We start from the raw sequence: 25,750 nt of genomic DNA on the forward strand, positions 1-25,750 counted from the left end.
AATAAAGAATGGAAACCGGAACATAAGGGGAGGTCGTGCCCATGCCGACACCGAGTATGGAAGATTATTTAGAACGTATTTATTTGTTGATGTCAGAGAAAGGCTATGCGCGTGTATCTGATATTGCGGAACATTTAGGGGTCCATCCCTCCTCTGTCACCAAAATGGTTCAAAAGCTGGACCGTGAAGAATATCTGGTGTATGAAAAATATCGTGGTCTCATGCTTACAAAAAAAGGTCAAAAAGTAGGGAAGCGATTGGTCGAGCGTCATGCGATGCTCGAGTCTTTTTTACGTCTAATCGGAGTGGATGAAGCAGATGTGTACGAGGATGTCGAGGGAATCGAACACCATCTCAGCTCGAACACACTTGACTGTATGACACAGTTCGTGGAATTTTTTGAAGATAAGCCTGAGCTCATGGATCAATTTAGAGAATTTCGGGAACAAGAGCGAGCTTCAGAGGAATAATATGTGAAAAGCGACAATCGAACTCGATTGGCGCTTTTTATTTGGTTCATCATCGCTAAAATACGAACGAATCATTCATATTTATTGTAGAATGTATATTTTTTAGTCGTCATTATGTTAAGATGAATCGTGGATTGAATAGATTGGGGGTGACGGCGAACATTCGCCGGATAAATGGAGATTCAAATCAAAGGAAAACTGTTTGATGAACAGCAGATTCAAACACGTGTGAAAGAGTTGGCTGAAGAAATTGAGAACGATGCAGAGGGAACACCGATCGTGATCGTCGCCGTGTTAAAAGGCTCGATGGTCTTTGCGGCAGACTTGATGCGATATATGAAAGGTAGCATTCAGCTCGATACGGTCGCGACGTCTTCTTACGGGAAAAAGACGGTCTCGAGTGGGAGTGTGCAGCTTCGGAAGGACTTGGATTTAGATGTGGAAGGAAAGTATGTCGTCATTATCGAGGACATCATCGACACGGGACAGACGTTGAAATTCTTGTGTAAACATATGGAGCTCCATCAACCGAAGCAGTTGAAAATTTGTACGCTTCTCGACAAGCCGGCGCGACGACTCGTTCAATTGGACGCAGACTATGTCGGGTTCGAAATTCCTGATGAGTTTGTCATCGGATATGGAATCGATTATGCGGAGCAATATCGGAATCTTCCGTATATCGGATATGTAGAGACGACATAAAAAGGAGCGCCGCGGCGCTCCTTTTACATGTTTGCTTTCTTTTTCTTCTTGCCTTTTTTTCCTTCAATCACTGTTAAGTGTGGAGGATTGCTACGATGTACGGTTGAACGTTTAGATAACTTGGTGACGTTCGAACCAGGTTTCTTCGCTTTCCGGTTTTTAGCGGAAGCGGAAGGTTTGACTTGAGGACCACGACTTCCCTGCATTCGTTTTTTTGAGGCTTGCGCGGTTTTACGATAGCGTGCATCTTCTGCAGACATACGTGGTGCCATGAAGACGCGATAGATCACATAAAAGACTAACCCGAATATCCCGATGAACAACAATTGTCTAAACAGGCGACCCGGATCGGTGGCAAGCATATGCCCGACCCCGATGAAGCCAAGGATAAACACGATTGTTGCAGCGATCGAACCGACTCTTTGTCTGATCATGGTGCTTCCTCCTCTTATCCCTCTCTATGAATGACCGATTCTCCTAACTCTTTTCGTTCCCATGTCTCAAATGCTTCAATCGCGACTTGAATCTGCTCATCATTTGGCTCTCGTGTCGTCAATAATTGGAGCGAGAGGCCCGGTTTGCCGAGGAATGACAGAAAGCGATGGTCGCGGAAACGATTGGTAAACTGAAGGACTTCAAATGAGATTCCGATGACGACCGGCAATAGCGCGATTCGGCTGACGAGTCGCAACCAGAGCGGGTCGATTGGCACAATCATATAAACGCCAATCCCGACGAAGACGGTGAATAAAATGAAGCTCGAGCCACAACGATAATGCAATCGCGAGCTTTGGCGTACTTGTTCAACCGTGACCGGACGCCCGGACTCATAGCAATTGATGACTTTATGCTCAGCGCCGTGATATTGGAAGACGCGCTTAATGAGTGGCGTCAATGATATCAAGTAGAGGTAGCTGAGTAACAATACTAATTTTATTCCCCCTTCAAGGAGGTTTTGAATCACATGTCCGGAAAATAAAGGCACGTCTTGAAACATAGCCGCGAGCAGTGCAGGCGTCACATTGAAAATCAATTTACCAAACACGTATGAGATGACACCGACGATTGCGATGAAGGCAATCATCCATATGCTCTGTTTTTGGTCTTCGCTCGTATTCGTATCTTCACTCGGGTCGACATCATATCGATCGCTCGCAAAGTTCATATGTGCAGAACCGTTCTTTAACGATTCGTAAAGCGCGATAATCCCTCTCAAGAACGGTACTTTTTTTAACGATTGGACCCAAGGGACAAGAATGCGCGCTTGCTCGAATGTTTCGATCGAGCCATCTTTTCGCCGGATGGCAGATGCGCTTTCAGAGCGGCCTTGAAACATGACACCTTCCACAAGCGCCTGTCCCCCGACTGGGATGGTTGGTTTAGAATTCATTCACTTTCCTCGATTCTTCAAATGTTGTACTTGAATTATACCGTGATTTGTAAAAAAAACGAAAGGGCAGAAGGCTCGATTCACGTTCTTTCGATAAATTTGTTACAATAGATAAGACTTGACGAACGAGGGGGAAGAAGGTTGCGGATTTTAGTTTTAAATGGACCGAATTTAAATCTACTGGGTCGTCGTGAACCGGATGTATATGGCGAGGTGTCGTTGAAAGGATTGGCGGCAGAACTGATGCTGCGCGCTCCAGAAGACGTTGAACTCACCTTTAAACAATCGAATCATGAGGGAGATTTAATTGATGCGCTACATGACGCTTTTGATTATGAGGGTGTCATATTGAATGCGGGTGCCTATACGCATACATCGATTGCGATCCGGGATGCCATATCCGCTATCGCTGCCCCGGTCGTTGAAGTACATATCTCGAACGTGCATGCACGCGAGACCTTTCGGCATGAGTCAAAACTTGCTGCCGTCTGTATCGGTGTCATTACCGGTTTTGGACTCACGAGCTATACGTTAGCGATGCATGCACTAATCGAACATTGGAGGAATCGACATGATTGAACGCGTAAACAAACTGCAAGCACAGTTAGAAGAAAACAAAATTGATGCGTTGCTCGTCACAAAACGTGAGAATATCCGCTACTTATCTGGTTTCACAGGATCGAGCGGTGTCATCGTCATCACGTCGAATTCGGCAAGTTTTATCACGGACTTCCGTTACACGGAACAGGCGAACGATCAAGTGAAAGGGTATGACATCATCGAACTTGATACGTCACTCATCAAGTCGGTAGCAGATGTCGTGTCACGTGAATCCATCAAGCGCCTTGGCATTGAGCAGGATGCGATGACAGTGGGGCAATATCGTGCCTATGAAAAAGAAGTGGACGCTCAACTTATTGAAACGTCTGGAATCGTAGAAAAACTGCGCTTGATTAAGGATGAATCAGAGATTAAGATTATGAAGGAAGCTGCGGCAATCGCTGATGCGGCGTACGCCCATATCCAGACGTTCATCCGTCCTGGTCGTACCGAAAGAGAAGTCGCGAACGAACTCGAAATGTTCATGCGTTCAAAAGGTGCCGACTCGTCATCGTTCGACATGATTGTCGCCTCGGGTCTCCGTTCGGCGCTACCGCACGGTGTGGCAAGCGATAAAGTCATCGAAGCTGGAGAATTGGTTACGCTTGATTTCGGGGCTTACTATAAAGGGTACTGCTCAGATATCACGCGTACGCTTGCAATCGGTCCGATTTCGGATGAGTTGCGTCAAATCTACGATACGGTACTCCGTGCTCAACTTGCTGGCGTAGAAGGCACACGAGCCGGAATCACTGGCATTGAGGCTGATGCGTTGACACGCGATATTATTAAAGAAGCTGGATATGGCGAGTACTTCGGCCACTCGACAGGACATGGTCTCGGAATGGAAGTGCATGAGGCCCCAGGATTATCGTTCCGTTCGGACACGGTGCTTGAGCCTGGTATGGTCGTGACGATCGAGCCGGGTATTTACATCAATGGCGTCGGTGGTTGCCGAATTGAAGACGATGTCGTCATCACAGAAGACGGATGCTACCGTCTGACACAGTCGCCAAAAGAGTTAATTACGATCGAGGCATAAGTCTCATCTGAATTTAGGAGGAAATCAACATGGTATCAGTTAACGATTTAAAAACAGGATTGACGGTTAAAACGTCTGACGGTTCGATTTGGCAAGTCATCGAGTTCCAACACGTAAAACCGGGTAAAGGCGCGGCATTCGTTCGTACGAAAATGCGTAACTTGCGTAACGGGGCAATCCAAGAAACGACGTTCCGTGGTGGAGAAAAAATCGAACGCGCACACATCGAGCGTAAACGCATGCAATATCTCTATCCAATGGGCGACACCTATGTCTTCATGGACAATGAATCATACGAGCAACTTGAATTGACAAGCGCTCAAGTCAAATCAGCACTTCCATATTTGCTTGAGAACATGGAAGTCAGCATCGCGGACTACGAAGGGGAGATTCTTGGAATCGAGCTTCCAACGAGTGTTGTTTTAACAATCGTCGAAGCAGACCCAGGCGTAAAAGGTGACACGGCCTCGAACGTGAAGAAAAACGCGACAGTGGAAACAGGACACGTCATTCAAGTGCCACTTTTCATCGAACCAGGTGAAAAAGTGACAGTCGATACACGTACTGGAGAGTTCATGGGTCGTTATAACGGTTAATCCTTACGAGTGCTCATTCGAATGAATGGGCGCTCTTTTTTTCTCGTTGCATTCATTGGTCTGACCAGTTATAGTGAAGGAGAGATTAGTACCAGGTATAAACAGGGGGTAAGAAAGATGCAAATCGATCAAATTAAAGAGCTTATTCAATTATTGGACCAATCATCAGTCCATGAAATGGAGCTTGAAACATCTGATTTCAAACTGTCATTAAAGAAAGAAGCGCAACAAACAGTGAGCGCGCCGATCATGCAGACACAAGCATTCGCACCGCCTGCGCCTGCTCCTCAAGTGAATGAACAAACAGAAGAACCGACGCAAGAAAAGGCGTCTTATCGTACAATCACCTCGCCGATGGTCGGAACGTTCTATTCACGTCCGGCCCCGGATAAAGAAGCGTTCGTGAACGTCGGCGACCGTGTCGAGTCAGGACAAATCGTTTGTATTCTAGAGGCGATGAAACTGTTTAACGATGTTGAAGCGGAAATCAGTGGCGAAATCGTAGAAGTGTTAGTCGCCGATGGCGATCTCGTCGAATTCGGTCAACCGCTCTTCAGCGTGAAGTGAGGTCGTTATGAAATTATTAATTGCTAACCGCGGGGAAATCGCGGTTCGAATCATACGTGCAGCAAAAGAATTGAATATTCCGACGGTCGCTGTCTTTTCTGAGGCAGATCGTGAAGCGTTACATGTTCATTTGGCTGACGAGGCCTATTGCATCGGTCCGAATCCGTCGAAGGACTCCTATTTGAATATCCCAAATATCTTATCAGTCGCCTGCGCCGTGGATGCGACGATGGTACACCCGGGTTACGGCTTTTTGGCTGAAAATGCCGAATTCGCCGAGATGTGCGAGGCGTGCGGGATTCAATTTGTCGGCCCGAGCAGCTATGCGATTCGCAAAATGGGAATCAAGGATGAGGCCAAACGAACGATGATCGAGTCAGGGGTTCCTGTCGTTCCGGGTTCAAGTGGGGTCGTCACCGACGAAGAAGCGATGGAACTCGCACGTGAGATGGGCTATCCGGTCATCATCAAGGCGACAGCCGGTGGTGGAGGACGTGGCATTCGCGTCGCTCGAGACGAGGATGAACTCGTTTCAGGGTTGGTCGCGACACGTAAAGAAGCGAAGCAGGCGTTTGGGAATGGTGACGTGTATCTTGAGAAGTTCATCGAGTCGTTCCGTCATGTCGAAGTGCAGGTTCTCGCTGATCAATTCGGCAATGTCATTCACTTAGGTGAACGTGATTGTACGATCCAACGACGCATGCAGAAACTAGTCGAAGAGGCGCCATCACCTGCGATTGATGAAACGACACGTCAATTGATGGGGGATGCGGCCGTCAAAGCGGCAAAAGCCATTCAGTACTCGGGAGCGGGAACAATCGAGTTCATTTACGTTCCAGAATCAAACGAGTTTTATTTCATGGAGATGAATACCCGGATCCAAGTCGAGCATCCCGTCACCGAGATGATCACAGGATTCGATCTCGTTCAAGCGCAGCTTGAAGTGGCGCTCGGACATCCGCTTGCCATCTCACAAGAGGACATTACGTTCTCAGGACATTCCATCGAGTGTCGAATCAACGCAGAAGACCCATTTATGGACTTCCGTCCGATGGCAGGGAAGATTGACCAATATATTGTTCCAGGTGGTATGGGTGTCCGTGTCGATAGTGGACTCTATGCAGGAGCGATGATTCCGCCGTTCTATGACTCGATGGTTGCGAAATTGATTGTCCATGCGCCAACGCGTGATGAGGCCATTCTGAAAATGTTGCGTGCTTTAGATGAGTTTACGGTTTCGGGGATTAAAACGACGATTCCATTCCATCAACAAGTCATGGCACATGAGCAGTTCCGCATCGGGACGTTCGATACGAAATTCGTTGAAAAAGAAATGTCATTGGCAAAATAACATGAACCAGGAAGCCCGAACATTATTTCGGTTTCCTGGTTTTTTGTACTGAATTTATGAGTGCTTTATGCTAAACTATCACAATGAAAGCATGTAAAAGGAGAGTAACTGAATGAAACGTCATGAAGCACGAGAGAAAGCGATTCAAACGCTTTTTCAAATCGAAGTATCTAAATTAGAGGTGGACGAAGCAATCGAGTTCGCATTGGATGGAGAAGAGTCTGATCCGTTTTACGAACAACTCGTCACAGGGACGCTAGAACATATTGAAGATATCGACGCATTACTAGTTGAAAATTTGAAAAACTGGCGCTTGGATCGCCTAGGAAACGTCGAGCGTACGATTCTTCGAATGGCAACATTCGAATTGTTATACGTCGAGACGATTCCAGAGAACGTCACTATTAACGAGGCGGTCGAACTCGCGAAATCGTTCGGAGACGAAGAGGCCGGTAAACTCGTGAATGGCGTACTCGGAAATATCATTAAAGAAGACTAAAAAATAGAGATAAGACACCAGACCAACTACAGAAAAACCTAAAGACAACGGGGGATGAGAGAGATGGCAGTAGTGATCGACGGGAAACAAGTGGCAGCATCATATCGAGAAACGTTAAAAGAGCGTGTGGCGGAACTTCGCGCACGTGGCATCGTACCGAAATTAAAAGTAGTGTTGATTGGGGATGACCCAGCGAGTCATAGCTATGTACGCGGGAAGGAACGGGCGGCAGAAGAAATCGGAATCGATTCACAAGTCCTCCGTTTTGATGAAACGATTAGCGAGAAGGAATTGCTCGACTTGATTGATTTGATGAATGCGGATGAGGAAGTTCATGGGATTCTCGTGCAACTTCCTTTGCCAAAACACATCGACGAATCACGAGTCATCATGCGTATCTCCCCTGAAAAGGACGTCGATGGCTTTCATCCTGAGAATGTCGGTAAGATGATGCTCGGTCTCGATACGTTACTTCCGTGCACGCCGCACGGTATCTTACATCTCGCAAAAACACAAACCGAGATCGCCGGAAAGCACGTTGTCGTCGTCGGTCGTAGTCAAATCGTCGGTAAACCGGTAGGCATGTTGTTCTTGAATGAATCAGCAACGGTCACGTATTGTCATTCGAAAACAGCTGACCTCGGTGAGATGACGCGACAAGCGGATATTTTGATTGTCGCGGTCGGTCGTGCTGGTCTAGTCACAGCAGACATGGTCAAACCAGGCGCGCTTGTCATCGATGTCGGAGTCAATCGGGTCGAAGGTCGTCTAGTCGGTGACGTGGACTATGAAGCTGTTAAGGAAAAGGCAAGTGCCATCACCCCGGTTCCGGGTGGTGTCGGTCCGATGACCATCACGATGCTCATGCATAATACAGTCGAGGTTGCATCACGTGGCTAATCCACTTCCGGTTTCTGAAGTTGTTCGATATGTGAAGCGACAACTTGATGATGATATATTGCTTCGACAAGTCGCGGTCATCGGTGAAATCTCAAATTTTAAACGGTATTCATCCGGTCATTGTTATTTCACGTTGAAAGATGACGCGTCACGGATGAAAGCCGTCATGTTTTCTCGCGATGCCAAACAACTTCAATTCGAACCGAAAGATGGAATGAAAGTCATCGCCGTCTCGAAGGTGACGATGTATGAAGCGACGGGAGATGTACAACTGTACGTCGAATTGATGCGTCAAGACGGAATCGGTCTATTGTTTGAGCGATATGAAGCGAGAAAGCGTGAACTAGAGGAAATAGGCTGGTTCGATGAGGAGCGGAAGCAACCGCTCCCGATGTTTCCAGAGCGCGTTGGGATCGTGACGTCTCCAAAAGGGGCGGCGCTACACGATATCGCGACCACACTTCGTCGTCGTGCGCCACATGTGGCCATCACGTTCGCACCTGTAGCTGTACAGGGAGAGATGGCGGCACCACAAGTCGCGTCGGCCATTCGCTGGATGAACGAACGCACCGATTGTGATGTACTCATCGTCGGTCGCGGTGGCGGTTCCATCGAAGAGCTTTGGGCTTTCAATGAAGATGTTGTGGTAGAGGCGATTTATGCGTCCACGATTCCCATCATTTCTGCGGTCGGTCACGAGACGGACTTTACGCTTTCTGATTTCGTCGCCGATGTTCGAGCTGCGACTCCGACAGCGGCGGCTGAACTCGCTACGGCGATGATTGATGCGCAGCGAAAAGATGTAGAACGTTTAGACAACCATCTACACAAAGCTGTCAGAAGTCAGTTGGACGAGTCACGGAGCCGCGTGGAACGGAAGATCAATAGTTATGGATTAAAATCGCCGAGGTTCACGATTTCTCAAAAGCGGGAACGATTCGCCCAGTCAGAAATCCGTCTCGAGCAAGGGATGAGGCGACATCTCAGCCAAGCCACTCATCAGCTCCGTCAGTTGTCACAGCAGCTAGATGTAAAGCGATTTTCAAAAACGTTGTCCAAGCAAGGGGAAGAAGTCAATCATATGGTCGAGCGACTCCGTCGAACGAGACCATTAGAACAAGCAACGCTACAATTTGCACAACAGGTTGGACGATTGCATGCAGTCAGTCCACTCGCCGTCTTGTCACGTGGATATACGTTCATCGAACAAGATGGGGCCTATGTGCAGAACGTGAAACAATTACGTGACGGTGATATCTCGATTCGTTTTCGAGATGGTCATGCGATCGCTGAGGTGAAGGAGAGGATTGTCGGTGACGAAGAAAGAACAGACATTTGAGGCAGCACTTGAGCGCCTCGAACAGATCGTCGCGCAACTCGAGAGCGGTGATGTCCCATTAGAGGAAGCGATGACCCTTTATGAGGAAGGTGTCCGCTTGTCTGCATTGTGCCAGACAAAACTCTCTGCCGCCGAGAAGAAAATGGATGAAATTTTAGAGCTTGATGGGACGCTTCGTGAAAAAGGAGGATCCGCATGAACCGCACCGATGACTTGAACAAGTGGAAACGGGCCGTCGAACTGGCGATGCAGGAACTCATTGATTCAAGTGAGATGCCGAAACGTCTACGAGACGCAATGGCGTATTCTTTAGAGGCTGGCGGGAAACGCATTCGTCCGGCTCTCGTCTATGCCGTCCTTGAAACGTATGGCATGTCACTCGAGCGTGGACGAGAAGTGGCGGCGAGTTTAGAGATGGTACATACATACTCACTTATCCATGATGATTTGCCGGCCATGGATGATGACGACCTTCGTCGTGGGCGTCCGACCAACCATCGTCAGTTTGATGAAGCGACCGCTATTTTAGCAGGGGACGCTTTGTTGACGGATGCATTCCGTATTCTCACACAGATGCCACTCTCTCCACTAGATATCGTCGAGATCATTCGTATTTTCGGGTTGGCGGCCGGTAGCTCAGGCATGGTTGGTGGGCAGTTGGATGATATGCTGGCTGAAAAACGAAACGACGTCACACTTGAAGAGCTTCAATCCATTCATGAACGGAAGACAGGTGCGCTACTCGTCTATGCTCTTGAAGCCGGTGCGATTTTGGCAGGCGCTTCCGCGGAAGACCGCATGCACCTCAAACAGTTCGGACGTCATCTCGGCATCGCTTTTCAGATTCAAGACGATATTCTCGATGTCGTCGGTGATGAAGAAACGATCGGAAAACGCGTCGGCTCAGATGAGTTGAATGACAAGACGACTTATCCGAAGCTTCTCGGCTTAGAGGGAGCGAAGCAAGCTCTTGACCAAGAAGTGGAAGCGGCACACGCTGCAATCGAATCACTTTCCGTTCCAGCGCCGTTGCTTCTTGAGATGCTATCATTTGTAGTGAAACGAAATCATTGACCTCGGTGACACGATGAGCACATCGTGTCACCTTTGTTTTGGGGAATGTGTGGCATATGCCGTCACATTCTTGTAAAATGTAAGGTACGAATCAGTAAAATGTGAGGAGAAAGGATGGTCATTATGGACTTGACATCCATTCAAGACCCGTCGTTCCTGAAACGGATGTCTGTATCAGAGCTCGAATCGCTCGGTTCAGACATTAGACGATTCTTGATTGAAAAATTGGCAGTGACGGGAGGGCATTTGGCGCCGAACTTGGGAGTTGTAGAGTTGACGCTTGCCTTGCACCGTGTATTTGACAGTCCGAAAGACCAACTCGTATGGGACGTCGGTCATCAAGCATACGTTCATAAAATTTTGACAGGGCGTACGAACCAGTTTGATACTCTCCGACAATACAATGGGTTATGTGGTTTCCCGAAACGTTGTGAGAGCGAGCATGATGTGTGGGAAACAGGTCACAGTTCGACTTCCCTCTCGGCAGCCATGGGGATTGCGATTGCGAACGAATTGAAAGGGCGCGCCAACGATCGTGCCATCGCGATCATCGGCGACGGAGCATTGACTGGGGGAATGGCACTCGAAGCCCTCAATCACATTGGTGCCGAGAAACAGAACGTGATTGTCATTTTAAATGATAACGAGATGTCAATTGCGCCGAACGTTGGAGCGATGCATAATATGCTTGGTCGTATTCGGGCATCGCGCAAGCTGAAACATGCTCGTGAAGAAATGGAGTCGCTCATCAAACACATCCCGCTCGTCGGGAGTTCACTTGAACGGAGCGGGGAACGGGTGAAGGACCTCTTAAAATCTGCTCTTATCCCGGGAACGTTCTTTGAAGAACTTGGCTTCACTTACTTTGGTCCGACAGATGGGCACGATTTGAAAGATTTGCTCGAAACGCTCGAGTACGCGAAGAAAATCGACGGTCCGGTTCTCGTCCACGTCATCACGAAAAAAGGAAAAGGTTATCGTCCGGCTGAATTGGACGGTGTCGGAACGTGGCACGGCCTTGGACCTTATAAAATTGAATCCGGTGAAGTCATCAAAGGGAAGCCGAAAGGACCGAGCTATTCGAAAGTCGTCGCAGAGACGATTACAAAAGTGGCGGAGTCAGACGAACGGGTGACGTTGATCACACCAGCGATGAGTGTCGGTTCGAAACTCGATTGCTTTACGAAGAAATTCCCGGAACGCATGTTTGATGTCGGTATTGCCGAACAACATGCGGTCACCCTCGCTGGTGGTCAGGCGACACAAGGATTGAAACCGATCGTCTCGATTTACTCGACGTTCTTCCAACGCGCGTACGATCAACTGGTCCATGACATTTGTCGTCAAAACTTGAACGTCGTGTTCACGATTGACCGATCTGGACTTGTCGGAGCGGATGGAGAGACGCACCAAGGTGTGTTCGATATCGCCTTCATGCGTCACGTGCCAAACATTCGAATCTTGATGGCGAAAGATGAAGAAGAATTACAACAACTCGTCTATTCTGCGCTTCGTTACGATGGTGGACCGATTGCGATTCGCTTCCCGCGCGGTGAAGGAATCGGTGTGCCGATGAGTGAGACACTTCAAGAAATTTCACTCGATGATTGGGAAGTTGAGGCAGAAGGGACGGATGTTGCCATCTTGACGTTCGGTCCTCAAGTGCAAGACGCCCTCGAAGTCCGAGCACTATTGGAAGGGAAGCTCAGTGTGCGCGTTATCAACTGTCGTACCATCAAGCCGCTCGACGATGCGATGCTGACTTCACTTTACGCAGAGGGGATTCCGCTCGTGACATTAGAAGAGGCTGCTCTCGCCGGTGGCTTTGGAAGTAGCGTGCTCGAGCACGCGAATGAAGCCGGAGCGTTCCCGCGGATTCAACGTCTCGGTATTCCGGATCGTTATATCGAGCATGGCGGTGTCAACCAGCTCCTAGAAGAGATTGGACTTCGACCAGCCCAAATGGCGGAATCGATTGAACGGTTCGTCATGGAGACAAATCGACAGAATGTGTGAGGGATTATGGAAAAAAGAAAGAAAACTAGATTAGATGTATTGCTCGTCGAACGTGGACTTGCTGAAACACGGGAAAAGGCAAAACGGTCGGTCATGGCCGGTCTCGTCTATAGTGGGACAGAACGTTTAGACAAGGCGGGCGATAAAGTGTTTGATGATATCCCTCTCGAAGTGAAGGGTCAAGTTCTTCCTTATGTTGGACGTGGCGGCTTGAAACTCGAGAAAGCGCTCGACGTCTTCCCGCTCGATGTCTTTGGACGAGTCGGAATCGACATCGGCTCATCGACGGGTGGGTTCACGGACTGTGCGCTTCAAAACGGCGCGACTCAAATGTACGCGGTCGATGTCGGCTATAATCAGCTTGCCTGGAAACTACGGAGCGATGATCGCGTCGTCGTCATGGAGCGGATGAACTTCCGCCACGCGACGGCCGATCAGTTCCCGATTCAACCAGATTTCGCAACGATTGACGTCTCTTTTATCTCGCTTCGTCTGATGGTGCCACCGTTGAAACAAATTTTGAAGCAAGACGGTGTCGTCATGGCGCTCGTCAAACCTCAATTTGAAGCAGGGAAGGCCGATGTAGGGAAAAAAGGAATTGTTCGGGACCGTAACGTCCATGAACGAGTCGCAAGCGATATGGTCCGATACTTCGCATCGGAAGGCTTCTTTGTCGAAGCTTTGGATTACTCTCCGATCACTGGAGGGGATGGGAACATCGAGTTTCTTCTCTTCGCTCGGTACACAGGAGTAGGTGGCGTCTCGCCATCGCTACAAGTCGAAGAGGTCGTAAACGCGGCCCATGCCAAACTTAAGGGATAAAATGATGCTACAGACCTCGTCGTCTGTAGCTTTTTCCTTTACTCGTCTACTAGATGGGGAATGGTGGAAATCCCACCTGGAATGCTAGACCTTTTTTCGACAATACTTTAGAATGATAATGTGTATGTGAAACGAAAAATGAGGTGTCAGCGCTTATGAACAAAGGACAGCGATTGATTAAAATTCGAGACATCGTGACGAATCGAGAAATCGAGACGCAAGATGAGTTAGTGGATGAGCTACGTCGCTCGGGGTATCCGGTCACACAGGCAACCGTGTCTCGGGATATTAAAGAGTTACATCTGGTCAAAGTCCCATTGAACGATGGACGGTATAAGTATAGTCTACCTGCCGATCAACGATTTAATCCATACGGTAAAATGAAGCGAATCCTTAGTGACAGTTTCGTCTCGGTCGATTCTGCTCAAAATTTGGTCGTCATGAAAGTGCTTCCGGGAAATGCTGATGCAATCGGCGTCTTGATTGATCATCTATCATGGGATGAATTGATTGGGACGGTGTGTGGAGATGATACGATTTTAATGATTGCACGCGACGAAGAGAAAGCGAAGCAAATCATCGATCGACTACTCGGAATGTTATGAGGTGAACGTACGTATGTTAGCAGAACTATCAATCAAACAGTTTGCGATTATTGACGAATTAAACATTCCGTTTAATCGAGGTATGACTGTGCTCACGGGTGAGACAGGTGCCGGTAAATCGATCTTGTTGGATGCGATTGGATTGCTTGTTGGAGGACGTGGCTCAAGTGAGTTCGTGCGATATGGTCAAGATAAAGCTGAAATCGAAGGTCTGTTCATGATTGAACCGGATCACCCGGTCATCGAAGCGGCCGAACAATATGGCATCGATGTTGAAGATGGGACAGTCATCTTACGTCGAGACCTACATAGTAGCGGGAAGAGCGTCTGCCGTGTGAACGGAAAAATGATGCCGCTCTCGACGTTACGGGAGTTCGGGCGGCTCCTTGTCGATATTCACGGTCAACATGAACATCAACATTTAATGGATGCAGAATTTCACCTTGGTATATTAGACCATTTCGCCGAAAAAGAAATCGGTCCGTTAGTAGAGGAATATCAAACAGCATATGCTGCCTGGAAACAAGTCGCAGATGAATTGAAGCGTCTCAGTCAAAGTGAGCAGGAGCTTGCTCAACGAATGGATCTTTTGTCGTTTCAAACGAAAGAAATCGAAGCGGCTGAATTAAAAGTTGGTGAAGAACAGGCGTTGACAGAAGAGCGAGATGAATTGGCCAACTTTGAACGTATTCATCAACACATTCGTCTCTCCTATGAGGCGGTTGCCGAGGAGTCAAATGGACTCGATCAAATTGGAGTGGCGATGCGTGAGATGGAAGAAGCGTCACAGCTCTCATCGTCTTTGTCATCTGTATCGGAAACCATCTCTAACGCTTATTATTTGTTGGAAGATGCCAAGTTCCAACTGCGCGACCAGTTGGATTCGCTCGAATTCGACCCGATTCGATTGGATGAGATCGAGTCAAGATTGGCTCTTTTCCAGCAACTGAAACGAAAGTATGGGACGACGATTGAAGAAGTCATCACCTATGGCGAACAAGTATCGGATGAATTGAAGTCGATGACGAACCGGGAGGAGCATTTACAGACGCTCTCAGATGAGCTCATTCGATTAGAGCAGATTGCAAGAGATGCTGGTATGAGACTCTCTTCAGCGCGTAAGGTGGCTGCGGAGTCGCTTCAGCATGCGATTCATCGAGAACTGAAAGAACTATACATGGAAAAAACAGCGTTCGAGGTCCGTTTCAAAACCACATCGCTTAAACAAGATGGTTTAGATGATGTGGAGTTTTACATGATGACGAACGTTGGAGAACCGTTCAAGCCGCTCGCAAAAGTCGCTTCAGGAGGGGAGCTTTCCCGTGTCATGCTCGCACTCAAGTCCATCTTTTCAAGAACGGTCGGCGTGGCCTCCATTATTTTTGACGAGGTCGACACAGGAGTCTCTGGACGTGTCGCGCAGGCGATGGGTGAAAAAATCTTCCGACTTTCTGTCGGCTCTCAAGTCCTCTGTATCACGCACTTGGCACAAGTTGCTGCGATGGCAGACCAACATCTTTACATTACGAAAACCGAAACGAATGAACGGACGAAAACAAATGTGACGTCCCTCGACCGTGAAAGTCGAATCGACGAATTGGGTCGCATGATTGCTGGCGCTCAAATGACAGACTTGACGAAGCAACACGTCGAAGAATTACTTGAGATGTCACAACAAGTAAAACAGAAGTTCATCAAAGGAGTGTCATAAGTGATTACATTATGTATTGCGGACGACAATCGAGAAATCGTCGATTTGTTGAGCCGACAACTAGAATCCGAGCCTGATCTTCGTGTCGTAGGTACGGCACACGATGGAGAAACATGCTTGGATGTCGTCAAGACACACCAACCGGATGTACTCTTACTCGATATTATCATGCCGCATTTGGATGGGATCGGAGTATTGCAACGCCTAAATGAAGAATTAGGTGATGACAAGCCGGAAGTGATCATGTTGAGTGCGTTTGGAAAAGATGAAGTGACGAAACAGGCCGTGCAACTCGGGGCCTCTTATTTCCTCGTCAAACCGTTCAATATCCAACAGTTATTAACGAAAATTCGTGAATTGTCAGAAGGGACAAATCGAGAATTTGACGGAATGACGCCAGAAGAAATTGAAATCTCACTCCTGCTTCAGCAACTCGGAATCTCTCCGCGCATCAAAGGGTTCAAGTATATTCGTCAAGCCGTCATCTACGTGCGAGAACGGCAAGATTTACTCGGACTCATCACGAAAGAATTGTACCCGATGGTCGCAAAAGAGCATGAGACGACATCCTCTCGTGTAGAACGAGCAATGCGTCATGCAATCAAGACGGCATGGGAGAACGGCATGCGTGATCATGAGATGTTCGAAGGGCGACCAGAGCGTGAACGAAGCCCGAAAAACTCGGAGTTCATCTCGTACTTTGTCACCTACGTATCGTTTAAAAATAATTGAATCATTTCATGAAGACTAAGTCGTGATGGGACTTAGTCTTTTTTGATGAAACAATCACTTTTAGATTTATTTACTTTATGAAAGAAAGCGCTTGCAAAATGATGGACCTTTGTTATAATAAAGGTGTACCAAGTTACTTGGACAAGCGTCAGATGAACGCTTTTCAAACTTGTTCCGGAGCAACGTTTGAAGAAACCAAAATCATCTCGGTTCGCTATCCGATTATAGCTCAGAGGTGGGAACGACACCTCAAGTCGTTAATGTCCCGACGTGAGGTCGCGACAGTCGCTCATTCGCGAGGCGATTCTATTATCAACTCGAAGCTAGGGGTTGGTATAGGAAAAAATAATCGTTCAGTTAACCAAAAGGAGTGTTGTCAACCGTTGAACAGTTTATGGCAAGCGTTCGACTTCACGATGGATGGTTCGACATGATCCGATAAGTAAATCAGTTAGTAACTCGAATGGTAAGATTCCGTTCACGCAAGACGGCAGTTACTAAAGTTCTTTCATACTTCTTCATTAAGAAGACGTTGGATTTCATGTCAAAGTAAGTAACGTAGTTTGAAAGGAGATCATCCGTAGTGATCACAATTCAATATGAATAAAAGGTTCCGCACTTGAAATGAAGTCAAGTTAGGGAACCTTTTTTTGTGTGCTTATGAGTCGAGGCGTTGTACTTTTCCTGTTTTTTTGTCGCGGTTAAAAATATAGCCAGCTACAAATCCGATCCCGCCCATGGCGAGCAGAAGCCCAAAGGTGCCCTGCAACATGGAGGCGGCAGCGAGTGAATCGAACCATGAAAACGGTGCGCTCGTCTTCAAAAAGAAGCTATCGCGTAGCAATTTGATTCCGTAAACACCTAATAACCCAGGGACGATTAAGATTAGAAGCGCGATAAAACGCATGCAATCTCCTCCTTTACCATACATTATTTTAACAGAAATCGATCTGTTCGACACGGTCTATTTTTGGGCAGCTTGCGAATCAGGTGAGGATTCAGTAGCATGAAATAGAGAAGAGAGTTGATGGGGGAATCGGTATGAATAAACGACTGATGATTGTCGGAGCTGGTAAAGGCGGGACTGAGGTATTAAATATGTTGATGGATTCACCATTGGCGACCATTATCGCGGTTGTAGATTCTGATGCATCTGCCGAAGGAATAGCCTTTGCTAAAAGTTATGGCATATCTGTGGCGGACGATTGGAAACAGTATGCGGATGCGACTCTAGATTTTGTCATCGAAACGACGGGGAAGCATCAAACGTTTGAACAATTAAAGGATCATTTCAAAGATGCAGTCGTCTTACCAGGGGAATTTATTCGGATTGTGGTCGAACGATTGAAACAGAATCAACAAATGCTCGAGGCCATCATTGAATGTACGAGTGAGGCCATCTCGGTCGCAGATCATCACGGTAACACGATTTTGATCAATCCGTCTTATACACGGTTGACCGGATTCAAAAAAGAAGATGTGGTCGACAAACCAGCGACGGCAGATATCGGGATGCAGGAAAGCGTCCATTTAAAAGTACTATCGACCGGGCAAGGCGTTCGGGACATCCGGATGCAAATTGGGGCGACACGACGAGATATTCTTGTGAATGCGGAACCGATCATCGTCGAAGGGAAGTTGCGAGGATCGGTCGGGGTCATTCGTGACGTATCTCAGATTCGTGCACTGCGTGATGAATTGCAGGAGGCAAAGACACGCATCCGGAATCTAGAAGCGAAATATCAGTTTGCCGATATCATTGCGACGAGTGATGCCATGCGATTTGTCATCGAACAGGCGAAACTTGCGGCTGTGACCCCCGTGACGGTATTGATTCGCGGAGAATCGGGAACAGGAAAGGAACTGTTCGCCCACGCCATTCATGGAGAATCTCCTCGAAAATATAAAAAGTTCATTCGCGTGAACTGTGCGGCGATTTCACCGACGCTACTTGAAAGTGAGCTATTCGGTTATGAAGATGGAGCCTTCAGTGGGGCTAAACGTGGTGGGAAAACAGGATATTTCGAAGAAGCGGATGGCGGTTCACTCTTTCTAGACGAAATCGGGGAGCTCCCCCTTGATGTCCAAGTGAAGCTCTTACGTGTCCTCCAAGAAAATGAAATTGTCCGTGTCGGAGGGACGACGGCAATCCCAATCGATGTCCGAATCATTGCCGCAACGAATGCCGATCTCGAACAAAAAGTAGCAGACGGAACATTCCGGGAAGATTTGTATTACCGAATCAATCGGATGCCGATCCATATCCCACCATTACGTGAGCGACTGAATGAACTCGAGGCACTATGTGAACGGATGATCCGTAAACTGAATCAAGAGTACGGTCGTAGTGTACGCGGCGTTGACGAAGATGCCTTATCATTACTGAAGAGCCAACATTGGAAAGGGAATGTGCGAGAACTTGAGAATGTGATTGGGCGAGCGATGATTTATATGGCAAGTTCCGAACAGTGGATTGCCCCACATCACCTGCAGTTATCCAATCGTTCCACGAGTCAAAAAGTAGTCGAATCTGGAACGTTTCACGAGGCCGTTGCAAAATATGAACGCGATTTGATTGAACGAACAATTGAAGAGGCAGGCGGTAACAAATCAGAAGCGGCCCGCCGATTAAAGATTTCGATCCGAACATTATACAATAAACTCGGAACCACGCAATAATTTGCATGAACATTACTGCATGGTAAGCATTAATTTGCATGGTCATCTGCATTATAAAGCGCTTACAATTTAGGAAACAAACTTGCTTATGATATAGTGTAGAGAGCAAGGGGGGACAATGATGAATTTTGAACGGATGCTGACGAACGCAAAAGAGTTAGAAGGCTGTACCGTGTCCATTGCGGGGGCGGCGGACGAAGAAGTCATCCGGGCCGTAAAACTCGCTACGGATCATGGACTGTCACGCTTCATTTTGTTCGGTGAAGCTCGAGAGATCCGAAAGTTATGTGAACAGCATGGAATCGATGAGTCAGCCGTCGATATTTTACATGCGAAAGGTGACGTTGAGATTGCGCGACGTGCCGCATTAGCTGTGAAAAATAAAGAGGCGGACGTCCTCATGAAGGGGATGGTGTCGACATCGACATTTATGAAAGCCGTCCTTAATCGTGAAGCTGGACTCCGTACGAAGCGGACGCTCAGCCACATCGCACTATTCCAAATTCCGAATCGTGAAAAGTTGATTGGAGTGACGGATGCGGCGATTCATATCGCACCAACACTCGAAGAGAAGGTCGAAATTATTCACAATGCGGTAGAAGCGATGCATGACATCGGTTACGAATCGCCGAAAGTCGCAGCCATTGGAGCAGTCGAGGTAGTCAATCCACAAATGAATGCGACTCTCGATGCGGCACTACTTAGCCAAATGAATCGACGTGGACAAATCAAGGGCTGTGTCGTAGATGGACCGCTCGCGCTCGACAACGCTGTCGACATGGTCGCAGCAAAGCAAAAAGGAATCAACAGTGAAGTTGCCGGTCAAGCCGATTTATTAGTCGTACCTTACATAGAGGTCGGCAACGTCCTTTATAAATCAATCATGTATTTCGCAGAGGCGAGCGTAGCGGCGATTGTCGTCGGCGCATCTGCCCCTGTTGTATTGACAAGTCGTGCCGATACTGCCGAAGCGAAGCTATATTCGCTCGCATTCGCTTTGTTACATGCTAAACATTAATCGTACTTAACAGGAGGAATTAATCATGATGGAAACAAACACAGAGCCACGCTTCCGTATTTTTGATGTCTTACAATCTGAGGACTATGAGCAAATCGTATTTTGCCAAGACCAAGCGTCTGGACTAAAGGCGATCATCGCCATCCATGACACGACGCTCGGGCCAGCTCTCGGTGGACTACGTATGTGGAACTATGAATCAGAACAAGAGGCACTCACGGATGTATTGCGTCTCGCAAAAGGAATGACATATAAAAATGCTGCAGCGGGTCTCAACCTTGGGGGCGGGAAGGCCGTCATCATCGGAAATGCGAAGACAGATAAATCAGAGGCGCTCTTCCGTGCATTCGGACGATATGTTCAATCTCTTAGTGGTCGTTACATCACGGCTGAAGATGTAAATACAACAGTTGCCGACATGGACTTCATTCACATGGAAACGGATTACGTCACGGGCGTCAGTCCTGCATTCGGTTCAAGTGGTAACCCTTCACCGGTCACGGCATATGGTGTGTATCGTGGAATGAAGGCTGCTGCGAAATGGAAATTCGGGACTGAGTCGCTCGCAGGAAAGACCGTCGCTGTTCAAGGTGTTGGTAACGTGGCCTACAACTTGTGCCGTCACCTCCACGAAGAGGGTGCTCATTTGATTGTGACCGACATTAATGAGGAAGCACTCAAACGTGCCGAAGCAGACTTTGGTGCGACGGTCGTCAAACCAGATGAGATTTATGCGGTCGAATGTGATATTTTTGCACCATGTGCTCTCGGTGCCGTCATCAACGACAAAACGATTCCGCAATTGAAAGCACAAATCGTCGCAGGCGCTGCCAATAACCAATTGGCAGAAGATCGTCACGGAGACGTGCTCGACGAGAACGGAATCCTTTATGCACCAGACTTCGTCATTAATGCAGGTGGTGTCATCAACGTCGCGGACGAACTTGAAGGCTACAACCGTGAACGGGCAATGAAGAAAGTCGAACTCATTTATGACAACATGATGCGCGTCTTTGAGATCGCAGAACGTGATGGTGTACCAACGCATGTAGCGGCCGATAAGATGGCGGAAGAGCGGATTCACATGATGTCGCGTTCACGCAGCCAGTTCCTTAAAGTTGAAAAAAGCATTCTAGGGAGACGCTAAGATGACAAAACGGCTAATTCTTGCAATCAACCCAGGGTCGACCTCGACGAAAGTTGGATTGTTTGATGGGAAGGAAGAAGTGATGACACGTACGGTCCGACATTCAATCGATGTGACGGGTCTCACACTTCCAGAGCAGTTGCCTCATCGTGAGCAAGAAGTACGCGCCTTGTTAGAAGAGACGGGCATCGCGGTCAATGATTTGACCGCGATCGTCGGTCGTGGTGGCTTGCTTGCACCGATGACGTCAGGAACGTATACAGTCAACGATCTCATGCGTGAAGATTTGACGAGCGGACGTTTCGGGATGCATGCATCGAATCTCGGTGGTCTAATCGCTTCGAAGATCGGTGGGGCTGAAGGGATTCCTAGTTTCATAGTGGATCCGGTCGTCGTCGATGAGATGGACGAGTTGGCCCGAAAGACCGGCATGCCAGAAATCAATCGTCGTAGCATTTTCCATGCCCTCAATCAAAAGGCTGTCGCGAAACGATTCGCGGCTGAAAATGGAAGCGATTACAATGAGCTGAATCTTATCGTTGCGCATCTTGGTGGAGGAATCACAGTCGGTGCCCATGCGGCAGGTCGAGTCATCGACGTGAATAATGGTCTCGACGGAGATGGACCGCTTGCGCCGGAGCGGGCAGGCTCGATTCCTGTTGGACAGGTAGTAGAACTATGTTATAGTACCAGGTATAAAGAATCGGAAATGAAAAAGAAAATTGTCGGTCAGGGCGGCCTATTTGCTCATCTCGGTACGTTCGATGCCATTGAGATCGAGCAGCGGGTCGAATCAGGTGATGATGAGGCGAGACTGTTGTATGAGACGATGGCTTATCGTGTCGCTCAAGAGATTTCAAAACACGGCGCGACATTATGCGGTCGTGTGGATGCCATCTTACTGACGGGCGGGATCGCATATTCCGAGTGGCTGACTGAAAAAATCAAGGAGCGTGTCACTTATCTCGCGCCGGTACACGTATATCCGGGTGAAGATGAGCTTAAAGCGTTGGCTGAAGGTGCACTTCGCGTCATCGAGAAGGAAGAGACCGCACGAGTTTATGAGGGGGATACACATGGCACGAGAATTTGATGTTGTCGTCATCGGTGGAGGACCAGGAGGATATGTGGCTGCAATCAAGGCGGCCCAGGCAGGAAAATCTGTCGCAATCGTCGAGGCGAGAAAGTTAGGCGGCACCTGCTTACATAGAGGATGCATCCCGACGAAGGCACTTTTAAAAGCTGCCCATGTCTATCAAACGGCGAAGCAAAGTGCGACGTATGGCGTGGAGACGGGAGATGTGACGTTCAATATGGAACGCGCTCAAACGTATAAACGTGATCTTGTGGCTGGTCTTGAAAAGGGAATCGAGCATTTGATGAAACAAGGGAAAATCGAAGTGTTTCGCGGAAAAGCCTCGATCCTTGGACCAAGCATCTTCTCACCTCAACCAGGGACTGTATCCGTTGAAGATGAAAGCGGTGAATCAGAACTGATCTTGCCGAATCAATTGATTATCGCGACAGGGTCGATTCCTCGTGAACTTCCTGGATTGCCGTTCGATCACAAGCGGATTTTGAATTCAGACGACCTCCTCAATTATGAAACGCTTCCTGAATCGATTGCGATTGTCGGTGGCGGGGTCATCGGAGTTGAATGGGCGTCCATGCTCGTCGATTTAGATGTGAACGTGACGTTGATCGAAGTAGGAGATCGATTACTCCCACTCGAGGACAAGGCGGTCTCCCGTGAAGTGGAGCGTCTATTGAAGAAGCGTGGCGTCCGTGTGAAGAAGAGCGTGACGGTCGACGCTGAACGAACATTGATTCACGAAAATGCAGTGGAGCTTGCTGTCGGGGAAGAGATGTTACAGGTAGACTGTGTCCTCGTCTCGGTTGGCCGAGTTGCCAACACGGAAGACTTAGGACTTCAGAACACTTCTATCGTCGTAGAGAACGGGATCATTCAAGTCGATAGTCAGTATCGGACGAAAGAACGTCATATCTTCGCAATCGGGGATTGCATCGGAAAGTTACAACTCGCCCACGTCGCGTCGGCAGAAGGTGTGAAAGCGGTCGAGACGATTCTTGGTCTTGAACCAACACCGCTCGATTATGCGCTCATCCCACGCTGTGTATACAGTGTCCCTGAAGTCGCTTCGGTCGGCTTGACAGAAGAGGCGGCAAAAGAGGCCGGACATGATGTGAAGACGGGGACGTATCGATTCAACGGACTCGGGAAAGCGCGGATTGAAGGACAAGCCGACGGATTCGTCAAACTCGTCTCGGACAAAGAAACAGACGACCTTCTCGGTGTTCATATCGTCGGACCGAAAGCGACCGAACTCATCACAGAAGGTGGACTCGCGCTCGTCTTGAACGCGACGGCTTGGGAGATGGGACAACTTGTGCACCCGCATCCTGCACTGAGCGAAGCCTTCCAAGAAGCGGCTCTTGCCGTCGATGGATTACCGATTCACGCCTAAGGAGGAACAAGGATGGAACAGATGACTGTAAACTCATATGAAGAGCTTGGTTTAACAAAACAAGATTTATTGGCGATGTACGAAACGATGGTACGTGCCCGCAAAATCGATGAACGGATGTGGAAGTTGAACCGCGCCGGGAAAATCCCATTCGTCGTCTCATGTCAAGGACAAGAAGCGGCGCAAGTCGGTGCGGCGTTCGCACTCGAAAAAGGAATCGACTACGTCTTGCCTTATTATCGTGATGTGGCGGTCGTCCTTCACTTCGGTCAAACGTCAAGAGACTTGATGTTGTCGGCATTCGCGAAAGCGGAAGACCCGAACTCAGGTGGTCGTCAGATGCCTGGTCACTTCGGATCGAAAGCACATCGCATCGTAACGGGTTCATCTCCGGTCACGACACAAGTACCTCATGCAGTCGGGATCGCACTTGCGGCGAAGATGAAAAAAGAAGAACTCGTCACGTTCGTTTCGTTCGGAGAAGGGTCTTCGAACCAAGGAGACTTCCATGAAGGGGCAAACTTTGCAGGTGTCCACAAGTTGCCGGTCATCTTGTTCTGTGAGAACAACAAGTATGCGATTTCGGTTCCGCTTACGAAACAGTTGGCATGTGAGCGCGTATCAGACCGTGCAAAAGGTTACGGTATGCCAGGTGTGACAGTCGACGGGACAGACCCGATTGCCGTCTATGCGGTCGTGAAGGAAGCGCGTGAACGTGCACTTCGCGGAGAAGGACCGACATTAATCGAAGCAGAAGTTGAACGCCTCGTGCCACACTCATCGGATGACGATGACAAAGCGTACCGTTCAGCTGAAGAATTGGCTGGGTTAAAAGAGCGGGATGGGATTCAATTGTTCCGTCAACGACTTGTGAACGACGGAATCGCAACGGCGGAGACACTTGCTGTAATCGATGCACAAATCGATGCTGAAGTGAATGAAGCGACCACATATGCGGACAAAGCACCGTATGCATCGCCTGAATCTGCACTGGATTACGTCTATGAGGAGGAAAAATGATGAAAACGTTTATCGAAGCGATCAATGAAGCGATTCATGAGGAAATGGAGCGCGACGAAAACGTCTTCGTCGTCGGGGAAGACGTCGGCGTTCGTGGTGGTGTATTCCGTGCCACTCAAGGGTTGATTGAAAAATACGGAGAGGATCGTGTCATCGACGCACCGCTCGCTGAGAGTGCGATTGCCGGAGTGGGAGTTGGAGCTGCCATGTACGGCATGCGACCGATCGCAGAAATGCAATTCGCAGACTTTATCATGCCAGCAGTGAACCAAATCGTTTCAGAAGCGGCAAAAATTCGATACCGTTCAAACAACGATTGGACATGTCCGATGGTCATCCGAGCTCCTTTCGGTGGTGGCATTCACGGGGCACTCTATCACTCGCAATCGGTTGAGGCGATGTTCAGTTCGACGCCTGGTCTGAAAGTCGTCATTCCATCAGACCCAGTCGATGCGAAGGGGTTGTTGAAAGCAGCAATCCGTTCGAACGACCCTGTTCTTTTCTTTGAACATAAGCGCGCCTATCGTCTTTTGAAGGCAGACTTGCCGACGGACGAATATACGGTTGAAATCGGTAAGGCTGCGGTTAAACGGGAAGGTGACGATATCACAATCATCACGTACGGTCTTTGCGTGCATATGGCACAAGAGGCAGCGAAAACGCTCGAAGAAGAAGGGATCAGCACGCACATCCTCGATCTTCGTACCGTCTACCCGCTCGACCAAGAAGCGATCATCGAATCAGTCAAGAAGACGGGTAAAGTGCTACTCGTGACAGAGGACAACAAAGAAGGAAGTATCATCGGAGAAGTAGCGGCGATTATCGCGGAGAAGGCACTCTTCGAACTCGATGCGCCGATTGAACGTTTAGCAGGTCCTGATGTGCCGGCTATGCCGTATGCGCCACCGATGGAAAAATTCTTTATCGTATCCCCAGAAAAAATTGCCGAGCGGGCGCGTCAGCTCGCGGCGTTTTAAGGAGGCA

The 25,750-nt window shown here is 48.4% G+C and carries 27 protein-coding genes; 24 read left to right on the forward strand and 3 right to left on the reverse strand.

The genetic code is table 11. The features are described from left to right. Positions 1 to 41 precede the first annotated feature (41 nt). Both mntR and hpt read left to right on the forward strand, forming a co-directional pair. Positions 42 to 470, forward strand: a complete 429-nt coding sequence (gene mntR, locus KD909_RS06040; RefSeq protein ID WP_012726583.1) for a transcriptional regulator MntR — start codon at positions 42 to 44, stop codon at positions 468 to 470. A 174-nt stretch (positions 471 to 644) separates the two neighbouring features. Further along, a complete protein-coding gene (gene hpt / locus KD909_RS06045; protein WP_211782673.1) occupies positions 645 to 1,172 on the forward strand; it encodes a hypoxanthine phosphoribosyltransferase in 528 nt (175 codons plus the stop codon). 23 nt (positions 1,173 to 1,195) lie between these two features. Here hpt and KD909_RS06050 read toward each other — a convergent pair whose 3' ends face one another. Both KD909_RS06050 and KD909_RS06055 read right to left on the reverse strand, forming a co-directional pair. Next, positions 1,196 to 1,606, reverse strand: coding sequence for an SA1362 family protein (locus KD909_RS06050; protein ID WP_012726581.1), 411 nt, complete (start codon positions 1,604 to 1,606; stop codon positions 1,196 to 1,198). A gap of 14 nt (positions 1,607 to 1,620) precedes the next feature. After that, on the reverse strand, positions 1,621 to 2,562 hold the full coding sequence (locus KD909_RS06055) for a DUF1385 domain-containing protein (protein WP_211782674.1): 942 nt from the start codon (positions 2,560 to 2,562) through the stop codon (positions 1,621 to 1,623). A 141-nt stretch (positions 2,563 to 2,703) separates the two neighbouring features. Here KD909_RS06055 and aroQ point away from each other — a divergent pair, with 141 nt between their 5' ends. The 15 genes from aroQ (at position 2,704) to spo0A (ending at position 16,416) form a co-directional block, all read left to right on the forward strand. Further along, entirely contained in the window at positions 2,704 to 3,141 is a 438-nt protein-coding gene (aroQ, locus tag KD909_RS06060; protein WP_211782675.1) for a type II 3-dehydroquinate dehydratase, read from the forward strand. Further along, on the forward strand, positions 3,137 to 4,204 hold the full coding sequence (locus KD909_RS06065; protein ID WP_211782867.1) for a M24 family metallopeptidase: 1,068 nt from the start codon (positions 3,137 to 3,139) through the stop codon (positions 4,202 to 4,204). Before aroQ ends, KD909_RS06065 begins: the two co-directional genes overlap by 5 nt. A 29-nt stretch (positions 4,205 to 4,233) precedes the next feature. Then, positions 4,234 to 4,800 carry an elongation factor P gene (efp, locus tag KD909_RS06070; RefSeq protein WP_012726577.1) on the forward strand — a complete coding sequence of 189 codons (567 nt, stop codon included), beginning with the start codon at positions 4,234 to 4,236 and terminating at the stop codon, positions 4,798 to 4,800. 117 nt (positions 4,801 to 4,917) lie between these two features. After that, positions 4,918 to 5,367 (forward strand): acetyl-CoA carboxylase biotin carboxyl carrier protein, encoded by a 450-nt coding sequence (gene accB / locus KD909_RS06075; protein ID WP_012726576.1) that lies wholly within the window; start codon positions 4,918 to 4,920, stop codon positions 5,365 to 5,367. A 7-nt stretch (positions 5,368 to 5,374) separates the two neighbouring features. Then, positions 5,375 to 6,718, forward strand: coding sequence for an acetyl-CoA carboxylase biotin carboxylase subunit (gene accC / locus KD909_RS06080; RefSeq protein ID WP_012726575.1), 1,344 nt, complete (start codon positions 5,375 to 5,377; stop codon positions 6,716 to 6,718). A gap of 112 nt (positions 6,719 to 6,830) precedes the next feature. Further along, positions 6,831 to 7,217 (forward strand): transcription antitermination factor NusB, encoded by a 387-nt coding sequence (gene nusB / locus KD909_RS06085; RefSeq protein ID WP_012726574.1) that lies wholly within the window; start codon positions 6,831 to 6,833, stop codon positions 7,215 to 7,217. Positions 7,218 to 7,280: 63 nt separating this feature from the next. Next, positions 7,281 to 8,117, forward strand: coding sequence for a bifunctional methylenetetrahydrofolate dehydrogenase/methenyltetrahydrofolate cyclohydrolase FolD (gene folD, locus KD909_RS06090; protein ID WP_031423334.1), 837 nt, complete (start codon positions 7,281 to 7,283; stop codon positions 8,115 to 8,117). Further along, positions 8,110 to 9,456 carry an exodeoxyribonuclease VII large subunit gene (gene xseA / locus KD909_RS06095; protein ID WP_211782676.1) on the forward strand — a complete coding sequence of 449 codons (1,347 nt, stop codon included), beginning with the start codon at positions 8,110 to 8,112 and terminating at the stop codon, positions 9,454 to 9,456. The genes folD and xseA overlap by 8 nt, the downstream gene beginning before the upstream one ends. Then, positions 9,431 to 9,655: an exodeoxyribonuclease VII small subunit gene (xseB, locus tag KD909_RS06100; RefSeq protein ID WP_012726571.1), complete on the forward strand. Its 225-nt coding sequence runs from the start codon at positions 9,431 to 9,433 to the stop codon at positions 9,653 to 9,655. The genes xseA and xseB overlap by 26 nt, the downstream gene beginning before the upstream one ends. Then, positions 9,652 to 10,530 carry a polyprenyl synthetase family protein gene (locus KD909_RS06105; protein ID WP_211782677.1) on the forward strand — a complete coding sequence of 293 codons (879 nt, stop codon included), beginning with the start codon at positions 9,652 to 9,654 and terminating at the stop codon, positions 10,528 to 10,530. Before xseB ends, KD909_RS06105 begins: the two co-directional genes overlap by 4 nt. 123 nt (positions 10,531 to 10,653) lie before the next feature. Beyond that, positions 10,654 to 12,546 carry a 1-deoxy-D-xylulose-5-phosphate synthase gene (gene dxs, locus KD909_RS06110; protein ID WP_211782678.1) on the forward strand — a complete coding sequence of 631 codons (1,893 nt, stop codon included), beginning with the start codon at positions 10,654 to 10,656 and terminating at the stop codon, positions 12,544 to 12,546. A gap of 6 nt (positions 12,547 to 12,552) precedes the next feature. Beyond that, a complete protein-coding gene (locus KD909_RS06115) occupies positions 12,553 to 13,368 on the forward strand; it encodes a TlyA family RNA methyltransferase (protein WP_012726568.1) in 816 nt (271 codons plus the stop codon). Positions 13,369 to 13,523: 155 nt separating this feature from the next. Further along, complete coding sequence (ahrC, locus tag KD909_RS06120) at positions 13,524 to 13,973, forward strand: transcriptional regulator AhrC/ArgR (protein ID WP_012726567.1); 450 nt, start codon at positions 13,524 to 13,526, stop codon at positions 13,971 to 13,973. 13 nt (positions 13,974 to 13,986) lie between these two features. Continuing rightward, positions 13,987 to 15,684, forward strand: a complete 1,698-nt coding sequence (gene recN, locus KD909_RS06125; RefSeq protein ID WP_211782679.1) for a DNA repair protein RecN — start codon at positions 13,987 to 13,989, stop codon at positions 15,682 to 15,684. After that, a complete protein-coding gene (spo0A, locus tag KD909_RS06130; protein ID WP_074036711.1) occupies positions 15,685 to 16,416 on the forward strand; it encodes a sporulation transcription factor Spo0A in 732 nt (243 codons plus the stop codon). A gap of 658 nt (positions 16,417 to 17,074) precedes the next feature. Here spo0A and KD909_RS06135 read toward each other — a convergent pair. Continuing rightward, complete coding sequence (locus tag KD909_RS06135; protein WP_031423346.1) at positions 17,075 to 17,323, reverse strand: DUF2627 domain-containing protein; 249 nt, start codon at positions 17,321 to 17,323, stop codon at positions 17,075 to 17,077. A gap of 134 nt (positions 17,324 to 17,457) precedes the next feature. Here KD909_RS06135 and KD909_RS06140 point away from each other — a divergent pair, with 134 nt between their 5' ends. The 7 genes from KD909_RS06140 (at position 17,458) to KD909_RS06170 (ending at position 25,743) form a co-directional block, all read left to right on the forward strand. Then, positions 17,458 to 19,095, forward strand: a complete 1,638-nt coding sequence (locus tag KD909_RS06140) for a sigma 54-interacting transcriptional regulator (RefSeq protein ID WP_211782680.1) — start codon at positions 17,458 to 17,460, stop codon at positions 19,093 to 19,095. A 121-nt stretch (positions 19,096 to 19,216) separates the two neighbouring features. Then, positions 19,217 to 20,113 carry a phosphate butyryltransferase gene (yqiS, locus tag KD909_RS06145; RefSeq protein ID WP_211782681.1) on the forward strand — a complete coding sequence of 299 codons (897 nt, stop codon included), beginning with the start codon at positions 19,217 to 19,219 and terminating at the stop codon, positions 20,111 to 20,113. A 25-nt stretch (positions 20,114 to 20,138) separates the two neighbouring features. Further along, on the forward strand, positions 20,139 to 21,260 hold the full coding sequence (locus KD909_RS06150) for a Glu/Leu/Phe/Val family dehydrogenase (protein ID WP_159562454.1): 1,122 nt from the start codon (positions 20,139 to 20,141) through the stop codon (positions 21,258 to 21,260). 1 nt (position 21,261) lies between these two features. After that, positions 21,262 to 22,353 (forward strand): butyrate kinase, encoded by a 1,092-nt coding sequence (buk, locus tag KD909_RS06155; RefSeq protein WP_211782682.1) that lies wholly within the window; start codon positions 21,262 to 21,264, stop codon positions 22,351 to 22,353. Further along, a complete protein-coding gene (lpdA, locus tag KD909_RS06160) occupies positions 22,337 to 23,746 on the forward strand; it encodes a dihydrolipoyl dehydrogenase (protein ID WP_211782683.1) in 1,410 nt (469 codons plus the stop codon). The genes buk and lpdA overlap by 17 nt, the downstream gene beginning before the upstream one ends. Before the next feature lie 12 nt (positions 23,747 to 23,758). Next, a complete protein-coding gene (locus tag KD909_RS06165; RefSeq protein WP_371744410.1) occupies positions 23,759 to 24,766 on the forward strand; it encodes a thiamine pyrophosphate-dependent dehydrogenase E1 component subunit alpha in 1,008 nt (335 codons plus the stop codon). Then, complete coding sequence (locus tag KD909_RS06170) at positions 24,766 to 25,743, forward strand: alpha-ketoacid dehydrogenase subunit beta (protein WP_012726557.1); 978 nt, start codon at positions 24,766 to 24,768, stop codon at positions 25,741 to 25,743. The genes KD909_RS06165 and KD909_RS06170 overlap by 1 nt, the downstream gene beginning before the upstream one ends. The last annotated feature ends 7 nt before the right edge of the window (positions 25,744 to 25,750 follow it).

It is taken from the genome of Exiguobacterium sp. PFWT01, from assembly GCF_018255795.1.
Taxonomy (GTDB): domain Bacteria; phylum Bacillota; class Bacilli; order Exiguobacteriales; family Exiguobacteriaceae; genus Exiguobacterium.

Bases quoted from the DNA above. Each gene is read 5' to 3' on its own strand.
- mntR (WP_012726583.1), top strand. From the start codon at position 42: ATGCCGACACCGAGTATGGAAGATTATTTAGAACGTATTTATTTGTTG.
- hpt (WP_211782673.1), top strand. From the start codon at position 645: ATGGAGATTCAAATCAAAGGAAAACTGTTTGATGAACAGCAGATTCAA.
- KD909_RS06050 (WP_012726581.1), bottom strand. From the start codon at position 1,606: ATGATCAGACAAAGAGTCGGTTCGATCGCTGCAACAATCGTGTTTATC.
- KD909_RS06055 (WP_211782674.1), bottom strand. From the start codon at position 2,562: ATGAATTCTAAACCAACCATCCCAGTCGGGGGACAGGCGCTTGTGGAA.
- efp (WP_012726577.1), top strand. From the start codon at position 4,234: ATGGTATCAGTTAACGATTTAAAAACAGGATTGACGGTTAAAACGTCT.
- accB (WP_012726576.1), top strand. From the start codon at position 4,918: ATGCAAATCGATCAAATTAAAGAGCTTATTCAATTATTGGACCAATCA.
- accC (WP_012726575.1), top strand. From the start codon at position 5,375: ATGAAATTATTAATTGCTAACCGCGGGGAAATCGCGGTTCGAATCATA.
- nusB (WP_012726574.1), top strand. From the start codon at position 6,831: ATGAAACGTCATGAAGCACGAGAGAAAGCGATTCAAACGCTTTTTCAA.
- folD (WP_031423334.1), top strand. From the start codon at position 7,281: ATGGCAGTAGTGATCGACGGGAAACAAGTGGCAGCATCATATCGAGAA.
- KD909_RS06105 (WP_211782677.1), top strand. From the start codon at position 9,652: ATGAACCGCACCGATGACTTGAACAAGTGGAAACGGGCCGTCGAACTG.
- dxs (WP_211782678.1), top strand. From the start codon at position 10,654: ATGGACTTGACATCCATTCAAGACCCGTCGTTCCTGAAACGGATGTCT.
- KD909_RS06115 (WP_012726568.1), top strand. From the start codon at position 12,553: ATGGAAAAAAGAAAGAAAACTAGATTAGATGTATTGCTCGTCGAACGT.
- ahrC (WP_012726567.1), top strand. From the start codon at position 13,524: ATGAACAAAGGACAGCGATTGATTAAAATTCGAGACATCGTGACGAAT.
- recN (WP_211782679.1), top strand. From the start codon at position 13,987: ATGTTAGCAGAACTATCAATCAAACAGTTTGCGATTATTGACGAATTA.
- KD909_RS06135 (WP_031423346.1), bottom strand. From the start codon at position 17,323: ATGCGTTTTATCGCGCTTCTAATCTTAATCGTCCCTGGGTTATTAGGT.
- KD909_RS06140 (WP_211782680.1), top strand. From the start codon at position 17,458: ATGAATAAACGACTGATGATTGTCGGAGCTGGTAAAGGCGGGACTGAG.
- yqiS (WP_211782681.1), top strand. From the start codon at position 19,217: ATGAATTTTGAACGGATGCTGACGAACGCAAAAGAGTTAGAAGGCTGT.
- KD909_RS06150 (WP_159562454.1), top strand. From the start codon at position 20,139: ATGATGGAAACAAACACAGAGCCACGCTTCCGTATTTTTGATGTCTTA.
- buk (WP_211782682.1), top strand. From the start codon at position 21,262: ATGACAAAACGGCTAATTCTTGCAATCAACCCAGGGTCGACCTCGACG.
- lpdA (WP_211782683.1), top strand. From the start codon at position 22,337: ATGGCACGAGAATTTGATGTTGTCGTCATCGGTGGAGGACCAGGAGGA.
- KD909_RS06165 (WP_371744410.1), top strand. From the start codon at position 23,759: ATGGAACAGATGACTGTAAACTCATATGAAGAGCTTGGTTTAACAAAA.
- KD909_RS06170 (WP_012726557.1), top strand. From the start codon at position 24,766: ATGAAAACGTTTATCGAAGCGATCAATGAAGCGATTCATGAGGAAATG.